Below are 16930 nucleotides of genomic sequence, written 5' to 3' on the forward strand. Positions count from 1 at the left end.
GTGGTTCATGCGGTGGTGTAGCCGCCCGGCGCCGTGAAACCGCCCAGCGCACGTTCGACCAGTTGCGCGAAGCGCAGCGGGGTGCGGTCCTCCAGATAGGGGCCGATCAATTGCACCCCGGTCGGCAAGCCGTCGATGAAGCGGCCGGTGGGCACCGCCGTGGCCGGCAGGTTGGCGACCACCGCCAGCGACGGCCACTGCAAGCCGTCCCAGTACGGGTGCGGCGCACCATTGACCATCATGCTGCGCGTCTCGGCGGCGCTGATCGGATCGGTTTCATCCTCGCCGCGATGATCGTGCGGATAGGCCACGCCAGGCATCACGGGGCAGATCACCAGATCGTAGCGCGTGAAGAAGTCGCGCCAGCCCCGGAACAGGCGTTCACGCTGCTCGGCGACGGAAAACGATTCGTACTGCCGCGCCGCCATGACGCGCGCGGTCCGCGCGATGTAGCCATTGCTGTCCGGCGGCAGCGCCGCCGCCCGCTCGAGGAACTGTCGCACCGCCTGCGGGGACATGCCGCCGCCCATGGGTTGCAGCAGCGTCTTGAAAAAAGTGTCATAGGATGCCGCAGGGTCGATATCCGGCCGCGCCACGACGTCCACCGTCACGCCCAGACGGCGCAAGTCCTGCGCGTAGGCCTCCATGGCGTCCAGGCAGCGCGTATCGACCGCATAGGTGCTGTCGTCGGCCCACAGGGCGACACGGAAGTCCTGCAGGCGCTCGTGGCGGCTGGCGGGAATCCGGACGCTCCATGCCGTCGCGTCCAGCATGGATGGGGATGCCAGCACGTCCAGGGCCAGCTCGAGATCGTGCGCGCTGCGCGCCAGCGGGCCGCCCACGCCTAGCTGGTAGCTGAACAATTCGCCCGGCATCGGCGGAATATGCCCTCGCAACGGCACCACCCCGTAGCTGGGCTTGTGGCCATAGATGCCGCAGAAATGGGCGGGACAGCGGATCGATCCACCGATGTCGCTGCCGAGCTCAAGCGCCGAGAGCCCGGCGGCGACCGCGCCCGCCGATCCGCCGGACGAGCCGCCGGGCGTGCGGCTCAAGTCCCATGGATTGTTGGACGTGCCATAGACCGGGTTATAGGACTGCCAGTCGAACGCGGCGGTGGGCACGTTCGTCTTGCCGAAGACGATCGCCCCGGCGCTCTTCAGGCGCGCCACGGCGTCCGCGTCCTGCCGCGGAACATGACCGGCGAGGAAGGGGAAGCCGCAAGTGGCCGGCATGCCGGTAACCTCGTAGGTGTCCTTGATCGTCATCGGCAGTCCGTGCAGGACCGGCAAATCCGACGCCGGCTTGTCGTCCGCCAGGCGCGCGGCGGCAAGGGCGCCCTCGGCGTCTTGGGCGATGACCACATTGAGGGCGGGGTTGTACTTCTCGACGCGGGCCAGATGCAGCTGCAGCAGCTCGACGGCGCCGATTTTCCGGGCGCGTAGCAGCCCCAGTATTTCGGTGGCCGACTGGAACTGCAGCGGCTGCGTGGATCGCTCCAACGGCGCTTCCGCCGTCGTTGTTGGTTTCAAGCTCATTGACGTTCTCCCTTTGGGCTTACGCGTCGATCGTCGAGCGCGATCCTGGTTTATCGGTGTCGCCGTACGACTCGATGAACCGAGTGGCCAGGTCGCAGGCCAGTCCCGTGACAAAGGACTCGAGCTGGCGGGCGGCGTCCGTGTCCTTCCGGGTGTGGACCCAGCCGAGATAGGTGAAGCCGCGCGCCATCAAGAAGACGGGAAGCTTGGCCAATACGGTATCCGGTAGTGTCCGGTGTTCGCGGTATCCGGCAATCAGCGCGTCGCGGGCCACCGCATAGTTGGGATCGTCTCGGATGAAATAGAGGGCGGTTGCTATCTCGAATAAATGCCAGCCGAAGCCGGCATCGTCGAAATCGAGCAGACGGATCTTGTCATCCGAGACGAGCAGGTTTTCCGGCACAAAGTCGGCGTGGATGAGACCGTAGCAAGGGGCATGGTCCGGCGAGTGCGCCATGGCCGCCATCTCCGCGCGGACGATCTCGCGGGCGGCGAGCAGCAGGCTACGCTGGCCCGGGGTCAGGCTGTCCAGTTCCCAGAAGCGTCCCCAGAAGGGCTGCTCGCCGACCAGGCCTTCCGCGTCCCACGCATGGCGCCGGAATCCCTCCGGCTGGCGCCAATCGCTGCCGTGGTTGTGCAGCCGCGCCGCGATATTGCCAATGGTGCGGTAGGTCTTCTCGATGTCGGCGGTGTCACCGCCCAGTCCGTTCTCGGCGGTGCCGAGTTGGACCCCATCGATCCATTCGAACAAATCGATCTGCACCGTCCCCTCCGCCGTTCGCGGCTGGGCGCGGATGAACAGCTCGCCGGCGGCTGTTGGAACCACGGTCGGCACGGCAATGCCGCAATCCTGCAGCGCCGCCATCCATTGCAGTTCGGACCGCAACTCATCGTCGGAGTGGTAGCCGCCGCGGTGCATGCGCATCGCGTACAGCCTGCCGTCCGCAGCCGAGACCTTGAAGACGGCGTTCTCGCGGAACTTGATCAGGGTGATCCGGCCGCAGTCGATGCGCCATTCCTTCAGCGAGGACAATGCCAGGGCCTGCAGATCGGCCAGGACCTTTTCCTGGCTGGTTTCGATAAATCCGCTCATCGTGTGCTCCTATAACACAGCCAGGCAGGCGTCGAGCGTGCCGAGCAATTGATCCGCATTCAGCGTAGAGAAAGGCAGTGGTGGACGAATCTTGAGGACGTTGTCGAAGGGGCCGAGGCGGCTGATCAGCACGCCCTGCTCCTTCATCAGGTTCACGAGACGAGCTGCCTGCGCGGCTGCGGGGGTTTTCCGCTTCCTGTCCAGCACCAGCTCGACTCCGAAGAACAGCCCCTTGCTGCGCACGTCCCCGATCACCTCGTAGCGCCGCTGAAGCGCGGCGAGCCCGTCGGCGAGGTGGACGCCGACCCGGCGGGCATTGTCCTCCAGCTGCTCATCCTCGATGACCGCCAGCACCGCGAGACCGGCGGCGCAGGAGACCGGGTTGCCGCCGAAGGTATTGAAGTACATCACCTTGTCTCGGAAGGCATTGACGATCCCGGCGCTGGACACGACCCCGCCGATTGGGTGACCGTTGCCCATGGGCTTGCCCATTGTGACGATGTCCGGCACCACGCCGGCGTAGTCCTGGCCCCATAGCTTGCCGGTTCGGCCGAAGCCCGACTGGACCTCATCGAAAATCACCAGGCCACCGGCGTCCCGCACCAGACTTGCCACCCGTTCCAGGTATCCCTGGGGCGCCAGTGGCAGGCCTTCGTTGGCGAAGATCGGGCAGACCAGCATGCCGGCGAAGCCGATGCCCGACGCCTTGAACGCCTCGATCTCTTGGGCGGCCCGCGCAACGTAGGCATCAATCAGCGCTTCGCCCGCCAGGCCGCCGATGGGCCGGTAATGATCGGGGAAGGGAATCGCACGCACGCGGGCGCTGCCGGGCACGCCGCCGTTGAACATGGTCGACAACTCGTCGACCGCCGCCGTGTTGCCGTGGTAGGTGCTGTTCGTGCAGAGTATTCCCTCGCCCCCGGTCAGCGTTCGCGCCATGCGCAGGGCAAGGTCGTTGGCCTCGCTGCCGGTGCACGTGAAAACGGCCATATCCAGGGACGCGTCGAAAGTGGATGTCAGCCGCTGCGCATAGTCGACGATGATGCCGTGCAGGTAGCGGGTATGCACGTTCAGGGTCGAGGCTTGGCGGGCGATCGCCTCGACGACCCTCGGATGGCAATGCCCGACCACCGGGACATTGTTGTACGCGTCGAGATAGGGCTTCCCGTCCGCGTCATACAACCAGACGCCGTCGCCCCGCACGATATGCAGGGGGGCGTCGTAGAACAGGGGCGCACCCTTGCCCAGCAGGCGATATCTACGTTCAAGCAAATCCATGTCAGTCACCAGTCGCTTTCCTTTTCCAATTGCCGAGATGGCACACGGGCTAGGTTACGCACGCCGACTGGCGAGCGTTAGCCGAAATTGGCACGGTCGGAAATCAAGCGGGAATGCCGGGACGTAGACGGAGCGGGCTGGACGGGAACGAGACGGGCGACTTCGGCCGGAGGGCCCGGAATGCCCGCGCTTGGGAAAGCGCGTCAGGGAGACACAGCGTGGCGCAGGCGGTTAGTGTCCCGCGAATTGCCGCGCGCGGCGCAAGGTCTCGGAGGGCAGTTCATTGAACATTTTTTTGTATTCCGCGCTGAAGCGGCTGAAATGCCAGAAGCCCCAGCGCGCGACGACTTCCTGCACCTGCACCGATTTCTGGCCGGCATTGATGAGGTCGCGCCGCGCCCCGTTGAGCCTGAGCAGGCGCAGGTAGCTGACCGGATTGATGTCCAACACATCCTGGAAACTGTACTGCAATCCACGGCGGGAGACGCCGAGCGCCCGGCAGACGTCGATGATCTGCAGCGGCTCGTCGAGATGGCCGAGCGCGAACTCGCGCGCGCGGCGCACGATCTGCGTGCGGCTGAATCCGCCGAAAGCGGCTGGCGCCGGCGCCAAGGTGTCGAGCATCATGGGCGCAAGGATTTCCAGTGCAGTCTGCGTCATGCCCGCCCTCGCCTGGGGGCAGGCCATCAAGCCGGCATCGTTGCGGCAGATGCCGATCAGGGCGGTGAAGGCCTCGTGGGCGATGGAAAAGCGGACCGGATCCGCCATCAGCACCGCGCCCCGCTTCAGCCATTCCTGTCCCGCAACGTGCTCGACGGTCGCTAGATACTCGGCGAAGACATTGCGTGAAACACTCACCACCAGCAGTTGCATGGGCGGGACGAGGGTGTCGAACTCATGCTCGCCCCGGAACGCGGCGATGGTCCCGTACCAGCGCTGTCCGTTGAAACGCCCCTCGCCGCCCATACCGTATGGTATGCCGAATACATAGCAATTGGGCTGCGCGGCGCCGCACTGATGGAGCGTCGCGTTCCACTGTCCGGAACAAAGCTGCAGCCCGTCATTGAGGCGCACTTCCTGCGATTCGCCCACGTACCTGCCCGCCGAGAGTTGCGTGTAATCCAAGTCCCAACCGCCGAAATCCAGGGAACTCAAGGGCTCGGAATGTTGCAGCGTCTGGACGCGGTACGCGTCGGCGCTGCCGGCCTGCATGGTCATGTCGTTGTCTCCGTTGGGTGTCGTACTCGACCGGCACGGCCGTAAACGTCGAGTAAGCTCGTCTAAGCGAGATTCATCCCACGATTTTGTGGCTCAACGACTGACAACGCAATACAATTTCATACTGCGCCGCACCAATCCAGGGCGCGGCGCTCGCCACTACAAAGCAACTGGCGCCCCCTGAGCGGACAGCCCATGATCAACTTTTTTCAGGGCAGATTTATGGCCGCCACGGCGGATCGAGATTTTGCCCTGCCCATCCGCCACAACCATACTGCCGACCCGACAAGCAAAACTGTGGCGACGGCATTTGCCCAACCAATGGCATCCCATCCGGCGATCCGGTCCGAGCCAATCGCGCGAACCATCAGCGGTCCCATGATCTGTCCCGCCNTGCCATGCTGCCTTGCGCAAGCGCCCACAATGTCGCACGCGGCCAACTGGACATCCAGCCCGAAACCGCAGCGACGGACAAGGCCGCTGCCAGTCCGAAAATCGGCCACGCGAGCCCAAATACCTGCGGATCCGATGTCAGCTGTTTAGCCATGGTGGGAAGAAATGTGGCCGGAATGATGTAGCCGAGGCCGAAGATGCTGTAGCAAATCACCAGTGACCAACTTCCCCGGCCGCCATTGGTGGCGATTTGCTGCTTGTTGACCGACGCCGGCACTGCGAAAATTTGAGATCGTTTCCGCATGCAGACCGTCGCCAGCACGCCACCCGTGCAAGCCAAAATGCCCAGCTCAAGCCAGAGCGTCGTTGACGACTGCCGTCCACCAAGCCAAGTCAGCACGCCGGCCAGGGTAATGCCCAAGCCGACGCCGGTATAGATCCAGCTGCCAACCTTGGCAGCATTCAGGGCAGCGAGGGCGTTGAGGCACCAGGCAGAGGTGCACACCATAACCCAGGCACTGAAAACGCCCGCCGCTCCACGCAGAACCAAACCGGCCAAGGGGAAACTGGGATTTACAAACATGATCGCTAGTGTAAGAACGGCGATCCCCGCCATCCCAAGCTGCATGCCGAGCCGCGCGATGTTCCCGAATCGGGACGCGTTTAATGTGCCGAGCAGATAGCCGACATAGTTGGCCACCGCCCAATCGGTCCCCGTGGCAATGTCGATGATGCCGTCGCGAAGCATCAAGGGCATCAAGGGCGTAAAGGCAAACCGCCCGATGCCCATCGCTACGGCCAGCGAAACAATCCCGGCGAAAACGATCGGCCAAGTCTTATCTTGATGTGTAAGGTCATTCGCAGTTCTTTTGTCCATAAGGCATGTCATTTTTTGTCTACTCCGACTTGGCTTTACACATAAACGATGCGTCCGGTGCTCCAGTTGTGCCGATCCGTGCGCAGCACGCGCTTGCCCAGCCGTGTCCGCTCCAGTTCGCGCCGCAAGGCGGCATCGACGTGCCATTCCAGCGTTGGCGCCTCTTCGCTCGCGCCGATTGCGGTGACGACGAAGCGTGACAGTTGCTTCCGCGATAGTGCCTTTTTGACCCGCAGCTCCAGTAGGCTGCGCTTGATGCGGCCCTTCTGGATCAAGCCCTCGATCACGCGCAGCTCCTCTTTCGCCTTGCCCAGCGCCACCTCGATTCCGCGCTTCTGTCCTGCCAGCGTAAGCGGTAACCAGCCGGCGTTATTGACGTGACTGGCGTTCGTCGCGCTGGTAAAGATCGGAGCGCAGCGGATTGCGGGCGAACAGGGTCGTCCACACGCGTGGAGTGAGTTGCTCGACCAAGGCGGCAGGATGCTGGCCCACGCGCTGCAGCACGTCGACCACCCGGACGATCCCCGGCGGTGGGCTTACATCAGCAAGTAATCGCCATACCAGAACGTGTTCAAAGACAAGCACTACCCGCGCGTCCTGCTTACCACATCCACGCGCGACGACCGCGTCCCCCCTGCCCCGTTTGCCAAGCCGGCCCCCGCTGTCAGGCAATGGGCATAACAGGGAATCGCACCTGCAGCCGCGTACCGCGTCCGGAAGCGCTTTCGATATCCACCGCGCCGCCCAGCTTCAAGGCGCGCTCGCGGATGCCGACGATGCCGAAGGACTGGTGCTTGTGCTGGAGCAAGTCGAAGCCGCAGCCATTGTCGCGCACTTCGAGCACATAATTTTCGGCATCGGCCACGAGGGCGATGTCTACCCGCGTGGCGCGCGCATGGCGCCGTACATTGGTGAGCGACTCCTGCACGATGCGAAACAGTTCGATGGCGCGTCCTTCGTCCAGCTGGATCCGCGATTCATCCACGTGCAGTTGGCATTTGGCATCGTTGTTTTCACGGAATTGCTCGGCCAGCCACTCGAGGGCCGACACAATCCCCATATCAAGCGCCCCCGGCCGCAGGCGCCCGACGATATTGCGCACCACCTGGATGGTGGAGTCGACCAGCCGGGTCAGCGCGCGCGTGCGTTCCAGCAGCGCCGGGGCACCGGCACCGAACTGCATTTCCAGCACCGAAACCCCTAGCCTTAAGGCCGACAGGTACTGTCCCAGTTCGTCGTGGATCTCGCGCGTGAGGTATTTGCGCTCCTCCTCACGCACCGCTTCGCTGCGTGCCGCCATCTGGCGCAGCTGCAGCTGCGATTCGCTCAGGCGCCGTTCGCTCTCCTTGAGCGCCGTGATGTTCCGGCCGATGGCCAGTGCACCGACCACCTGGCCCTCGGCATTCCGCTCCGGCACCAGATGGAAGGCGTAGTCCCGCGCGCCGGCCGGCCCCGCCAGATTGCGCACGAAGACCTCGGTGCCTGCGCCGCTGGCCATCACCGTGCGCAGTACGCCTTTGTAATCCTCAACCGCCGTCTCGAACTGCCACCGTGTCACCTTGTTCGGCTCGATGAGCAGCGCCTCGCCGGCCGGGCTGCCGGTCTCGCGCTCGAAAGCGGGATTGACGTAGCTGCGCCGGCAGTCCGCGTCGTAGCGGATCACCATGTCTGGCGCATTCTCGGCCAGCGTGCGAAACTCCTGCTCGCGCTTGCGCAGTTCGGCGGTGCGCTCCACCACGCGCGCTTCCAATTCGTCATGCGCCCGGCGCAGCGCAGCCTTGGACTGGCTGCGCTCCAGCGCGTAACGTATGGCGCGCGCCAGCAGCCGTCCGTCAACCTCGCCCTTGACCAAGTAGTCCTCCGCACCGGCCTGCACGGCCTGCAGCGCGACGTCCTCGTCGTCCAGGCCGCTGAGCACGATCAGGGCCGGCAGCGGTGCGCCGCTGGCGCGCAGCCGCCGCACAGTTTCGATGCCGCTGCTGCCCGGCAGGTCCAGGTCGAGCATGACCAGGTCGACGCCGCCCCGCTCCAGGCGGGCAATGCCCTGCTCCAGGCTGTCAGCCCAGTCCAGCTCCCAGCGCAGGGCGCGGGCGTCGTGCAGCATTTGTTCCAGCAGGCGCGCGTCGCCGCGGTTGTCTTCGACCAGCAGGATGCGCACCAGTGCACGTTCCATTGTTTACTCCCAGAAACGCTTCAGGCCCGTGAGCACGGCCACGAAGCCTTCATAGTCCATCGGTTTGACCATGTAACAACTGGCATCGAGCGCCTGGCAGCGCGCCACATCGCTCTCGGCGTGCGAGGTGCTCAGTACGACTACCGGGATGGCACGCAGTTGCGGGTCGCGCCGGATCTCGTCCAGCACTTCGCAACCATGCTTACGCGGCAGGTTCAGGTCCAGCAGGACCAGGCCGGGCCGCTGCACGCCGCAGTAGGGCGGGCGGCGGCGCAAGAAGTCGAGCGCCGTCTCGCCGTCGTCGGCCACATGCAGCCGATGGGCCAGGCCGGTGTCGCGCAGGGCTTCGGCGATCAGGCGTACCGCGCCCGGGCTATCATCCACCACCAGGATTTCCAGTGCTTCGGCGGCGCAGCTCATGCCCCCTCCAGCACGACCGGCTGTAGGGTGAAGCTGAAGACCGAGCCGCCGCCCTCGGCCGCCTCGACCCATATGGTGCCGCCGTGCCGCTCCACCACCTTCTGGCAGATGGCAAGGCCGATGCCGGTGCCGGCATATTCCCCCCTTCCATACAGGCGCTGGAACATGCCGAAGATGCGCTCGCGGTATTCTTCCGGCACGCCGATGCCGTTGTCGCGCACGCAGATGCGCCAGCGCGCACCGTCCCGCTCAGCGGAAATGTCGACCCGCGGCAGGCTGGCCTGGCAGAATTTGACGGCATTCGACAGCAGGTTCTGGAACACCTGAGTCAGTTGCGCCGCGTCGCCGAGCACCGCAGGCAATGGTCCGGCGTGAATTTCGGCATGCCGGTCCTCGATGCAGATGCGCAGCGAACACAGGGCGGTGCCCAGCACTTCGCCCAGCGCGACGGGCGTCAACGGGCGTCCCTTGGTGTCGACCCGGGAGATGGTCAGCAGGTCGTCGATCAGCGCCTGCATGCGGCGCGCGCCGTCGACCGCGAAGCCGATAAATTCATGCGCATCGGCATCCAGCTGGCCCATATAGCGGCGCTCCAGCAATTGCACATAGCTGGTCACCATGCGCAGCGGCTCCTGCAGGTCGTGCGAGGCGATGTAGGCCATGCGCTCCAACTCCGCGTTGGAGCGCGCCAGCTCGCGAGAACGCTCCGCCAGAACTTGCTGGGCGCGTTGGCGTTCGTCGATTTCGCGCTCCAGCGCCACATTGCGCTCTTCCATTTGGCGCTGCATATGGCGCAGCGCCAGATGGGTGTTGACCCGCGCCAGCACTTCCTCGGCGTGGAATGGCTTGGTGATGTAGTCCACGCCGCCCGCCTCGTAGGCGCGCACCTTGTCGCCGATATCGGACAGCGCGGTCATGAAGATCACCGGGATGGCGCAGGTGGCCGGATCGGCTTTAAGCCGGCGACACGTCTCGAATCCGTCCCAGCCCGGCATCATGGCGTCCAGCAGCACCAGGTCCGGGCGGCCGTAGCGCGCGCGCTCCAGCCCCTCTTCGCCATCCTGGGCCGCAGTCACATTGAAACCAAGGCCGCCGAGGTATTCGGCCAGGACACGCACATTGGCGGGCGTATCGTCGACAATCAGCACGGTGACTGGAGAAGGGGTAGTCATGGGTTCTGCTCCGGGGCGGTTTGTCATACTAACCCACGCTGCCGGCTGCCAGCAACAACCGGCCGAAGGCTTCCTGCGGCATAGGCTTGCCGAACAGGTAGCCCTGGGCATGGCAGCAGCCATGTTCGGCCAGGTAGTCGGCCTGGTGCTCCGTCTCTACGCCTTCGGCCACGGTTTCCAGGCGCAGCGCGCCGGCGATCGACAGCATTGCCTTGACCAGTTCGCACTTGCTGCGATCGCCGGGCACGTCGCCCACGAAGGAGCGGTCGATCTTGATCTGGCTGACCGGGAAGCGGTGCAGGTAGCTGAGGGCCGAATAGCCTGTGCCGAAATCGTCGATCGAAATCGCCAGGCCTATGCTATGCAACTCATCCAGCATGCCGCCCACGCTCCGGTCTCCGTCCAGCAGCAGGCTTTCCGTGATCTCCAGCTTGAGCCAAGCCGGCTGGCAGCCGGTCAGTTGCAGTTGGCGCCGCACCGTCCCCACCAAGTCGTTGCGCAGGAACTGGCGCGGCGACAGGTTGACCGACAGCCGCAGCGGTTCGACGCGGCTGAGGTTCCAGCCGGCCACGGTGGAGCAGGCGGCCGCCAGCACCCAATCGCCGATGTCGACGATCAGGCCGGACGCTTCCGCGATGCCGATGAACTGCTGCGGCGCCACTACGCCGTGGCCGGGGCGGTTCCAGCGCAGCAGGGCTTCGGCGCCGACCGTGCGCCCGGTACGCAGTTCGACCTGCGGCTGGTAATATAGCTCCAGCTCGCCGTGCCGCAGGGCCTTGCGCAGCGCCGCTTCCGTCTCCAGCCGCTCGGCCGCCTTCGCCGTCAGCTCCTGGACATAGAACTGGTAGTGGTTGCGGCCCAGGCGCTTGGCGTGGTACATGGCCGAATCGGCGTGCTTATACAGAGTGGCGATGTCCCAGCTGTCGTCCGGGTAGACGGCAATGCCGATGCTGCCCGGAACAAACAGTTCGCGCCCCTCCACCACAACCGGCTCGTTGAGGGCCGCCAGGAATTTCTCGGCGACATGCGCCAGCCCGGCACGCGGCACCTGCAGCAACATGGCAAATTCGTCGCCGCCCAGGCGCGCCACTGTATCCTCGCCGCGCGCGCAGGCCTGCAAGCGGCGCCCCACTTCGCGCAGCAGCTGGTCGCCGGCGGCATGGCCGAGGGTGTCGTTAACTTCCTTGAAATGATCCAGGTCCATCACCATCAAGCCGAAGCTGCGGTACTGGCCGACGGGCGCGGCGATCGCCTGGTCGATCCGCTCGCTCAGCAAGGTGCGGTTGGGCAAGCCGGTCAGCGCGTCGTAGAAGGCCTGGCGGTGGATCGTGCGGCGGTACTCGTCAATTTCCGTGATGTCGCGCCCGACTGCCAACACGTGGCTCACGCGCCCGCCGACATCCAGTTCCGGGCGCATGCGGACCTGGAAGCACAGCGCCCTGCCATGCGCCGTCCAGCGCAACTCCAGGTCGCGCTCGCGGCCGTCGGCGAAGACCTGGCCCAGGACGCGCTCATAGTCGCCGGCATCCGGCCCGCCCGGCAACTCGCCGGGCGTGACGCCGATGGCGCCGGCACCCAGCATGCCGAGCAGGGCCGGGTTGGCATACACGCGGCGCAGGCCACGGTCATAGCGGCAGATGGTGTCCGGCGAATTCTCCACCAGCTCGCGAAAGGTCGCTTCGCGCAGGTGCAGCTGGTGTTCCAGCTCCTTTTGCTCGGTAAAGTCGCGCCCAATGGAGATCACATTGCGTACCAGGCCGTCCTGGTCCAGTTCCGGCACCAGGTGCACGTGTTCGTAGCGGCACCGCTCGTCGGCCCCAGGCACGCCGACCATGTCCAGCTCCTGCTGGCGGCCGGTGGCGATCACCTGCCACAGCGTGCGCATATAGCGCTCGCGAGAAGCAGGATCACGCTCGGCCAGCAGTGCTTCCACCGGCCGCCCGCACACTTGGTGGCGTTGCAACGCCATGCAGCGCAGCATGGCGGGATTGACGAAGATCACGCGGCCCTGGCGGTCAATGCGCAGGACATGGTCGGGCGACTGCTCCACCAGCGCCGTCATTTCCTCGTCGCGCGCGCGCAGCGCCGCTTCGGCCGCCTTGCTCACAGTAACGTCGTGCGCAATTCCGGCCACGCGGCAAATCGCGCCCTGCTGGTTGAACACCGGCACCATGGTGAGCTGGAAGCTGCGCCGACGCCCCTGCCACTGCAGGTTGCCCAGGTAACTCGTCGGCATGCCGGTGGCCACGCAGCGCCGCAAGTGCTGCATGGATTCCGCGCGCAGGTCGGGCGCCAGCACCTGCTCGACACTGCGCCCGCACAGCGCCGTGCGGTGCACGCCAATGGCGCGCTCGAACGCGCCGTTGACCATGACAAAGACGGCGCCGGCGGCAGTGATGTCGAGCAAGAAGATGGCGTCCTTGGCATGCTCCACCACGTCCTGGTAGGCGCGCGCCACATGATGCAGCGCGCCCTCGCCAGGTTGGCCCTGGAGCAGCCCCTCGTCGCACGAGTGCAGACGGCGCGCCAGCGCGACGCCGTCCTGCTCTTCTGCCTGCTGCAATGCACTTTGTGACATGGTGTTCATCCTCATTTGCTCCAGCATGCCAGTTGGCGCACGGTCCTGGAATCAGGCCATCTTGAAAATGACATCAGGATTACCCGCCCGCCATCAGGAAATCCTGACAACACCCCCGCCGCTGCAGCCATTCCGGGCCTCGCGCAGCAGCAGCCGGCGGCGCAATGCGTATCGGGCCGGACTGATTTTCGGGTCAGGATGGCGCGGGCGGCAATCAAAAAATGCTGACCGGCTCAGCCGACCACTTCGTGCGTGAAGACATAGCGCATGAGCTCGGCATTATTGGCAAAGCTCATCTTTTGCATCAGGCGCGCCTTGTGGGTGCTGACGGTCTTGTTGCTGATGGACAGTTCGGCGGCAATTTCATTGACGGTGCGCCCTTGTCCCAGCAGGCCAAGAATTCGCTGTTCGCGCGTCGACAGCTGCTCATGCGGGGCGCCGACACCATCCTCCTCGCCGGCAAACACCATGCGCTCGACGATGCGCGGGTCGATGAAGCGCCCGCCGCCGGCCACCCTGCGGATGGCCATAGTCAGCATTGCGGCGCCGCAGTCCTTGGTCAAGTAGCCGTTGGCGCCGGCCGACAGCGCGCGGCGCGCGATCTGTAATTCATTATGCATGCTCAGCACCAGCAGTGGCAGGCCGTCCCGTTGCAGGCGCAGGCGCTTGATCAGGTCGACCCCGCTCACGCCGGGCATGGACATGTCCAGCAAGACCAGGTCAACGTTGCCGTCGCGCACTTGGGCCAGCACTTGGCCCCCATTGACGGCCTCTGCCGCCACACACAGGTCGCCGCACAAGGCGAAGAGCTGGCGCAAGCCTTCACGCACGATAGCGTGGTCGTCGGCGATCAATACACGGATCATCTCATTCTCCTTGCTCTGGCAATATCGGCTGCCAATACCGTTCGACCAGCTGGCGCAAGGCGCGCGTCTGGTAGCTGCGCGCCAGGCTGCTGAGCTGGTCGACAAAGGGCTGGTAGCGCACATCGAGCCGCTGTAAGTGCTCAGTATGCGCCAGGATGGTGCGCATATTCCCGATGCGCACCAGTTTCATCAATTCCGCCAGTTCGTCCGCCGGCAGCGGCACTAGGACGGCCGGCGGCGGCTTGGCCGGCGCCGCCACTTCAGCCAGCACGGCCGCGTCGGCCATGGCTTCCAGCTCGAACCAGAACATGCTGCCCACGCCGGGCTGGCTCTCGACCTGGATCTCGCTGCCCATCAGGCGCACCAGTTGGCGGCTGATGGCCAGGCCCAGGCCGGTACCGCCGAAGCGGCGCTGCGCCTCGCCCACCTGCTCGAAGGGTTGGAAGATGGTTTCCAGCTGGCCCGGCTCGATGCCGACACCGCTGTCCTGCACGGCGAAGCGCAACCGCCCCGGCGCCGCCGCCGACACCATCAGCCGCACCGCCCCCTGGTCGGTGAACTTGATGGCATTGGACAGCAGGTTGAGCAGCACCTGGCGCAAGCGCTGCTGGTCCACCAGCAGCGCCCCCGGCACGCCGGGTCCCACCTCGCAAGCAAAGTCCAGGCCCCGCTCAGCCGCCCGCAGGTGCACCATGGCCGCCATCCTCTCCAGCAAGCTGGCCATCGCCACGCGCTGCGGAAACAGCTGCAGCTTGCAAGCTTCCAGCCGGGCCGAATCGAGCACGTCGTTGATCAGGCCCAGCAAATGCTCGCCGCTGTGCCCGATGCCATCGACGCTGGAGCGCTGCTGCGCGCTCAGCCCGCCGTCCCGCTGCAGCAGCTGCACAAATCCCAACACCGCGTTGAGCGGTGTGCGCAACTCATGGCTCATGCGCGCCATGAATTCGCTGCGCAGGCTGGCCAGGCGCTGGGCTTCCAGCAGGGCCGCATCGCGCGCCGCCTCGGTTTCCTTGCGTGCACTGATGTCGCGCGCCAGGCCCACCGTACCCAACACCGTGCCGTCCTCATCCACGACCGGCGCCTTGAACACCTCAATCCACTGCGGACCGTCCGGCCAGGGCCGTAACTCCTCCACCGTCTGCTGATGGCCGCTGCCCATCACCTTCAGGTCGTCCTCGCGGAGGGCTTGCGCCACCTCCGGACGCCGGAAGTCAAAGTCGGTCTTGCCCGTCACGTCCTGCACCGCCAAGCCCAACATGCGCGCCGCCGACAGGTTGACGGCCACGTAGCGGCTGTCGGTATCCTTGAACCAGACCCACCAGGGGATGGTGTCGATCAGCACGCGCAGATAGCGCGTCTGCTGCCGCAACTGCGCCGTGCGCTGCTGCACCATGCCTTCCAGGTTGGCGTTCAGTGCCCGGATTTCCTCCTCCGCGCGCTTGCGCTGCGTGATGTCGGAGATCACCGCCACCGCGCCGGCCAACTGGCCTGCCAGCGGCCGTGCCGTCATGTGCAACCAGCGTCCCGCGGCTGGCAGCCCGGCGCCGGTCATGAAAATCTCGGCGTCGAGCGCGCCGCTCTCGTCCATTTCGCGCCGCAGCGCGCGCGCCAGCGGCATCGCATGTTCCGGGTAGCCGGTGCTGCGGTCGGGCTGGAAGAAGCGCCGGTCCTGCGGCCAGGCCATGCCGTCCACCGCGTGCGTGATGCCGACGATGCGCTCGGCGGCCGGATTGGCCAGCACCAGCTGGCCGCCGCCGTCGGCCACCACCACACCGTCGCCCATGCTGTCCAGCACCGACTGCAGGATGCCAGTCTGGCGACGCAGCGCCTGTTGCGATTGTTCCAGGCCTCCGTTCGCCTCGGCCAGCATGCGGTGCGAGCGGCGCAAGCGCTGCAGGAAGAAGGCCAGCACCGCCAGCACCAGCCCGATGACGCCCAGCACCGTCCACAGCCAGCCCTGGCGCAGCGCCCCCTCGCGCAGTTCGATGCGCTGCTGCGCATTGCGCCGCGTCAGGTCGGCGATCTCGCGCAGGCGCGCTTCCTGCTGGTAGCGCTTGGTCAGTTCCAGCACCCGAGTCGAAATCTTCTTGCGGTTCGCCTGCGCCGTCATCTCAGCCGCCGCCAGCGAACGTTCGTAGGCCTTGCGGTAGGCGCCGCGCCCGGCCTCCAGCGCGGCCAGCAGGCGCTGGCTTTCACTCAGGTAGAGCGGCAAGCCGAGGGTCTCAGCCAGCGCCAGCGCATGCAACAAGTCCTGCTCGGCCAGCGCCCCTCGCTGCAGTGCCTGGTAGGCGGCGCTGCGCGCGGTCAGCGCCCACCACATGCCGGTGTTGTTCGGGTGGCGCGTGTAAATGGCTGCCACCTCGTTCAGCAAGGCCAGCGACTGCACGTGTGCGCCGCGTTGCTTGGCCTGGTAGGCTTCGGCAAACACGCTGGCGGCCAGATAGAAGGGCGCACCGACCTCGCGGAAGATGGTGCTGGCCTGGCGCGCGGCGACCGCCGCAGCCTGGCGATCCTGAGCACTCAGCAGTTGCGCCAGGCCGCGCACGGCCTGCCCTTCCAGCAGGCGCGAGCCCACCCGCCTCGCTTGCACCCGCATCAGGTGGAACTGTTCCAGCGCCGGCTGGTTATTGTCGCTGTTGCTATAGGCGTTGGCCATGCAATAGTGGCCATAGGCCAGGGCCCAGGCGTTGCGGCTGCGGCGCGCCAGCTCCATCGCCCGCGAGCAGGTGTCGATCATCTCGTCCGGCTTGCCGAAACGGCTGTACATCATCCCCAAGCGCAGCAGTGCGTCGCCCAGCAAATCGGGCCGATCCACCCCTTCCAGCACCTTGACCGCTTCGGTTGTGACGCCGGCCAGGCGCTCGAAGGAGCCTTGGTTGACAATGTTCTGGGCCAGCACCAGATACGCTTCGGCCTGCCCAACGCGGTCGCCGTGCTGCCGAGCCAGCGCCAGTGCTGCCTCCGCCATCCGCCCGGCCGCTTCGGTCTCGCCCGCATAATGAATGACGCGGGCGCGCACGTTGAGCAGGCGAATGCGGTCGGCTGGCGTGGCGCCAGCCGGCTGGCCGGCGGCAAGTTGCCGCGCCGCCACGCCGGCGCGCTGCACGTCGTTCTCGGCCAGCAGGGCCGCTCGCTCCATGCTGGCACGCCAGTCGGCCAGCGAGGCGGCACCAGCCAGCGGCCACCAGCCCCAGACCAAGAAACACGCCAGCCACCAAGCCCGGCGCCCACAGCCCCACCCGTCCATGCCCATCCCGATTGAATTCCACAGTGCAGGATGACAGAGCGGCAAGGCGGCGCCTATCAGGAAATCCTGATTTTCTT

At 65.8% G+C, this 16930-nt stretch carries 13 protein-coding genes; all 13 read right to left on the reverse strand.

All coding sequences use genetic code 11. The annotated features are described in order from the left end of the window. Window positions 1–5: 5 nt before the first annotated feature. Complete coding sequence (locus AC56DV_RS03460; protein WP_496312903.1) at window positions 6–1538, reverse strand: amidase; 1533 nt, start codon at window positions 1536–1538, stop codon at window positions 6–8. A 19-nt stretch (window positions 1539–1557) separates the two neighbouring features. Further along, window positions 1558–2631, reverse strand: coding sequence for a phosphotransferase enzyme family protein (locus AC56DV_RS03465; RefSeq protein ID WP_496312904.1), 1074 nt, complete (start codon window positions 2629–2631; stop codon window positions 1558–1560). 9 nt (window positions 2632–2640) lie between these two features. Continuing rightward, the gene (locus AC56DV_RS03470; protein ID WP_496312905.1) at window positions 2641–3909 is read right to left on the reverse strand and encodes an aspartate aminotransferase family protein; all 1269 of its coding nucleotides are present in this window, start codon (window positions 3907–3909) and stop codon (window positions 2641–2643) included. 231 nt (window positions 3910–4140) lie between these two features. Beyond that, window positions 4141–5127 carry a helix-turn-helix domain-containing protein gene (locus tag AC56DV_RS03475; protein WP_496312906.1) on the reverse strand — a complete coding sequence of 329 codons (987 nt, stop codon included), beginning with the start codon at window positions 5125–5127 and terminating at the stop codon, window positions 4141–4143. Window positions 5128–5494: 367 nt separating this feature from the next. Next, window positions 5495–6544 carry a YbfB/YjiJ family MFS transporter gene (locus AC56DV_RS03480; protein ID WP_496312907.1) on the reverse strand — a complete coding sequence of 350 codons (1050 nt, stop codon included), beginning with the start codon at window positions 6542–6544 and terminating at the stop codon, window positions 5495–5497. Continuing rightward, window positions 6433–6717 carry a hypothetical protein gene (locus tag AC56DV_RS03485; protein WP_496312908.1) on the reverse strand — a complete coding sequence of 95 codons (285 nt, stop codon included), beginning with the start codon at window positions 6715–6717 and terminating at the stop codon, window positions 6433–6435. Before AC56DV_RS03485 ends, AC56DV_RS03480 begins: the two co-directional genes overlap by 112 nt. Window positions 6718–6766: 49 nt before the next feature. Beyond that, window positions 6767–6982, reverse strand: coding sequence for a hypothetical protein (locus AC56DV_RS03490; protein WP_496312961.1), 216 nt, complete (start codon window positions 6980–6982; stop codon window positions 6767–6769). A 79-nt stretch (window positions 6983–7061) separates the two neighbouring features. Further along, window positions 7062–8570, reverse strand: coding sequence for a hybrid sensor histidine kinase/response regulator (locus tag AC56DV_RS03495; RefSeq protein ID WP_496312909.1), 1509 nt, complete (start codon window positions 8568–8570; stop codon window positions 7062–7064). 3 nt (window positions 8571–8573) lie between these two features. Then, entirely contained in the window at window positions 8574–8990 is a 417-nt protein-coding gene (locus AC56DV_RS03500) for a response regulator (RefSeq protein ID WP_496312910.1), read from the reverse strand. Beyond that, window positions 8987–10162: an ATP-binding protein gene (locus AC56DV_RS03505; RefSeq protein ID WP_496312911.1), complete on the reverse strand. Its 1176-nt coding sequence runs from the start codon at window positions 10160–10162 to the stop codon at window positions 8987–8989. Before AC56DV_RS03505 ends, AC56DV_RS03500 begins: the two co-directional genes overlap by 4 nt. 28 nt (window positions 10163–10190) lie before the next feature. Then, the gene (locus AC56DV_RS03510; RefSeq protein WP_496312912.1) at window positions 10191–12740 is read right to left on the reverse strand and encodes a sensor domain-containing protein; all 2550 of its coding nucleotides are present in this window, start codon (window positions 12738–12740) and stop codon (window positions 10191–10193) included. Window positions 12741–12973: 233 nt separating this feature from the next. Further along, on the reverse strand, window positions 12974–13606 hold the full coding sequence (locus AC56DV_RS03515; protein WP_496312913.1) for a response regulator: 633 nt from the start codon (window positions 13604–13606) through the stop codon (window positions 12974–12976). Between the two features lies 1 nt (window position 13607). Next, window positions 13608–16805 (reverse strand): ATP-binding protein, encoded by a 3198-nt coding sequence (locus AC56DV_RS03520; protein WP_496312914.1) that lies wholly within the window; start codon window positions 16803–16805, stop codon window positions 13608–13610. Between the last annotated feature and the right edge of the window lie 125 nt (window positions 16806–16930).

The organism is Massilia sp. BGA-UO-ETr-WB1 (assembly GCF_059567845.1).

Excerpts from the sequence above, each read along its gene's own strand:
- AC56DV_RS03460 (WP_496312903.1), bottom strand. The coding sequence starts at position 1,538 with ATGAGCTTGAAACCAACAACGACGGCGGAAGCGCCGTTGGAGCGATCC.
- AC56DV_RS03465 (WP_496312904.1), bottom strand. The coding sequence starts at position 2,631 with ATGAGCGGATTTATCGAAACCAGCCAGGAAAAGGTCCTGGCCGATCTG.
- AC56DV_RS03470 (WP_496312905.1), bottom strand. The coding sequence starts at position 3,909 with ATGGATTTGCTTGAACGTAGATATCGCCTGCTGGGCAAGGGTGCGCCC.
- AC56DV_RS03475 (WP_496312906.1), bottom strand. The coding sequence starts at position 5,127 with ATGACCATGCAGGCCGGCAGCGCCGACGCGTACCGCGTCCAGACGCTG.
- AC56DV_RS03495 (WP_496312909.1), bottom strand. The coding sequence starts at position 8,570 with ATGGAACGTGCACTGGTGCGCATCCTGCTGGTCGAAGACAACCGCGGC.
- AC56DV_RS03500 (WP_496312910.1), bottom strand. The coding sequence starts at position 8,990 with ATGAGCTGCGCCGCCGAAGCACTGGAAATCCTGGTGGTGGATGATAGC.
- AC56DV_RS03505 (WP_496312911.1), bottom strand. The coding sequence starts at position 10,162 with ATGACTACCCCTTCTCCAGTCACCGTGCTGATTGTCGACGATACGCCC.
- AC56DV_RS03510 (WP_496312912.1), bottom strand. The coding sequence starts at position 12,740 with ATGTCACAAAGTGCATTGCAGCAGGCAGAAGAGCAGGACGGCGTCGCG.
- AC56DV_RS03515 (WP_496312913.1), bottom strand. The coding sequence starts at position 13,606 with ATGATCCGTGTATTGATCGCCGACGACCACGCTATCGTGCGTGAAGGC.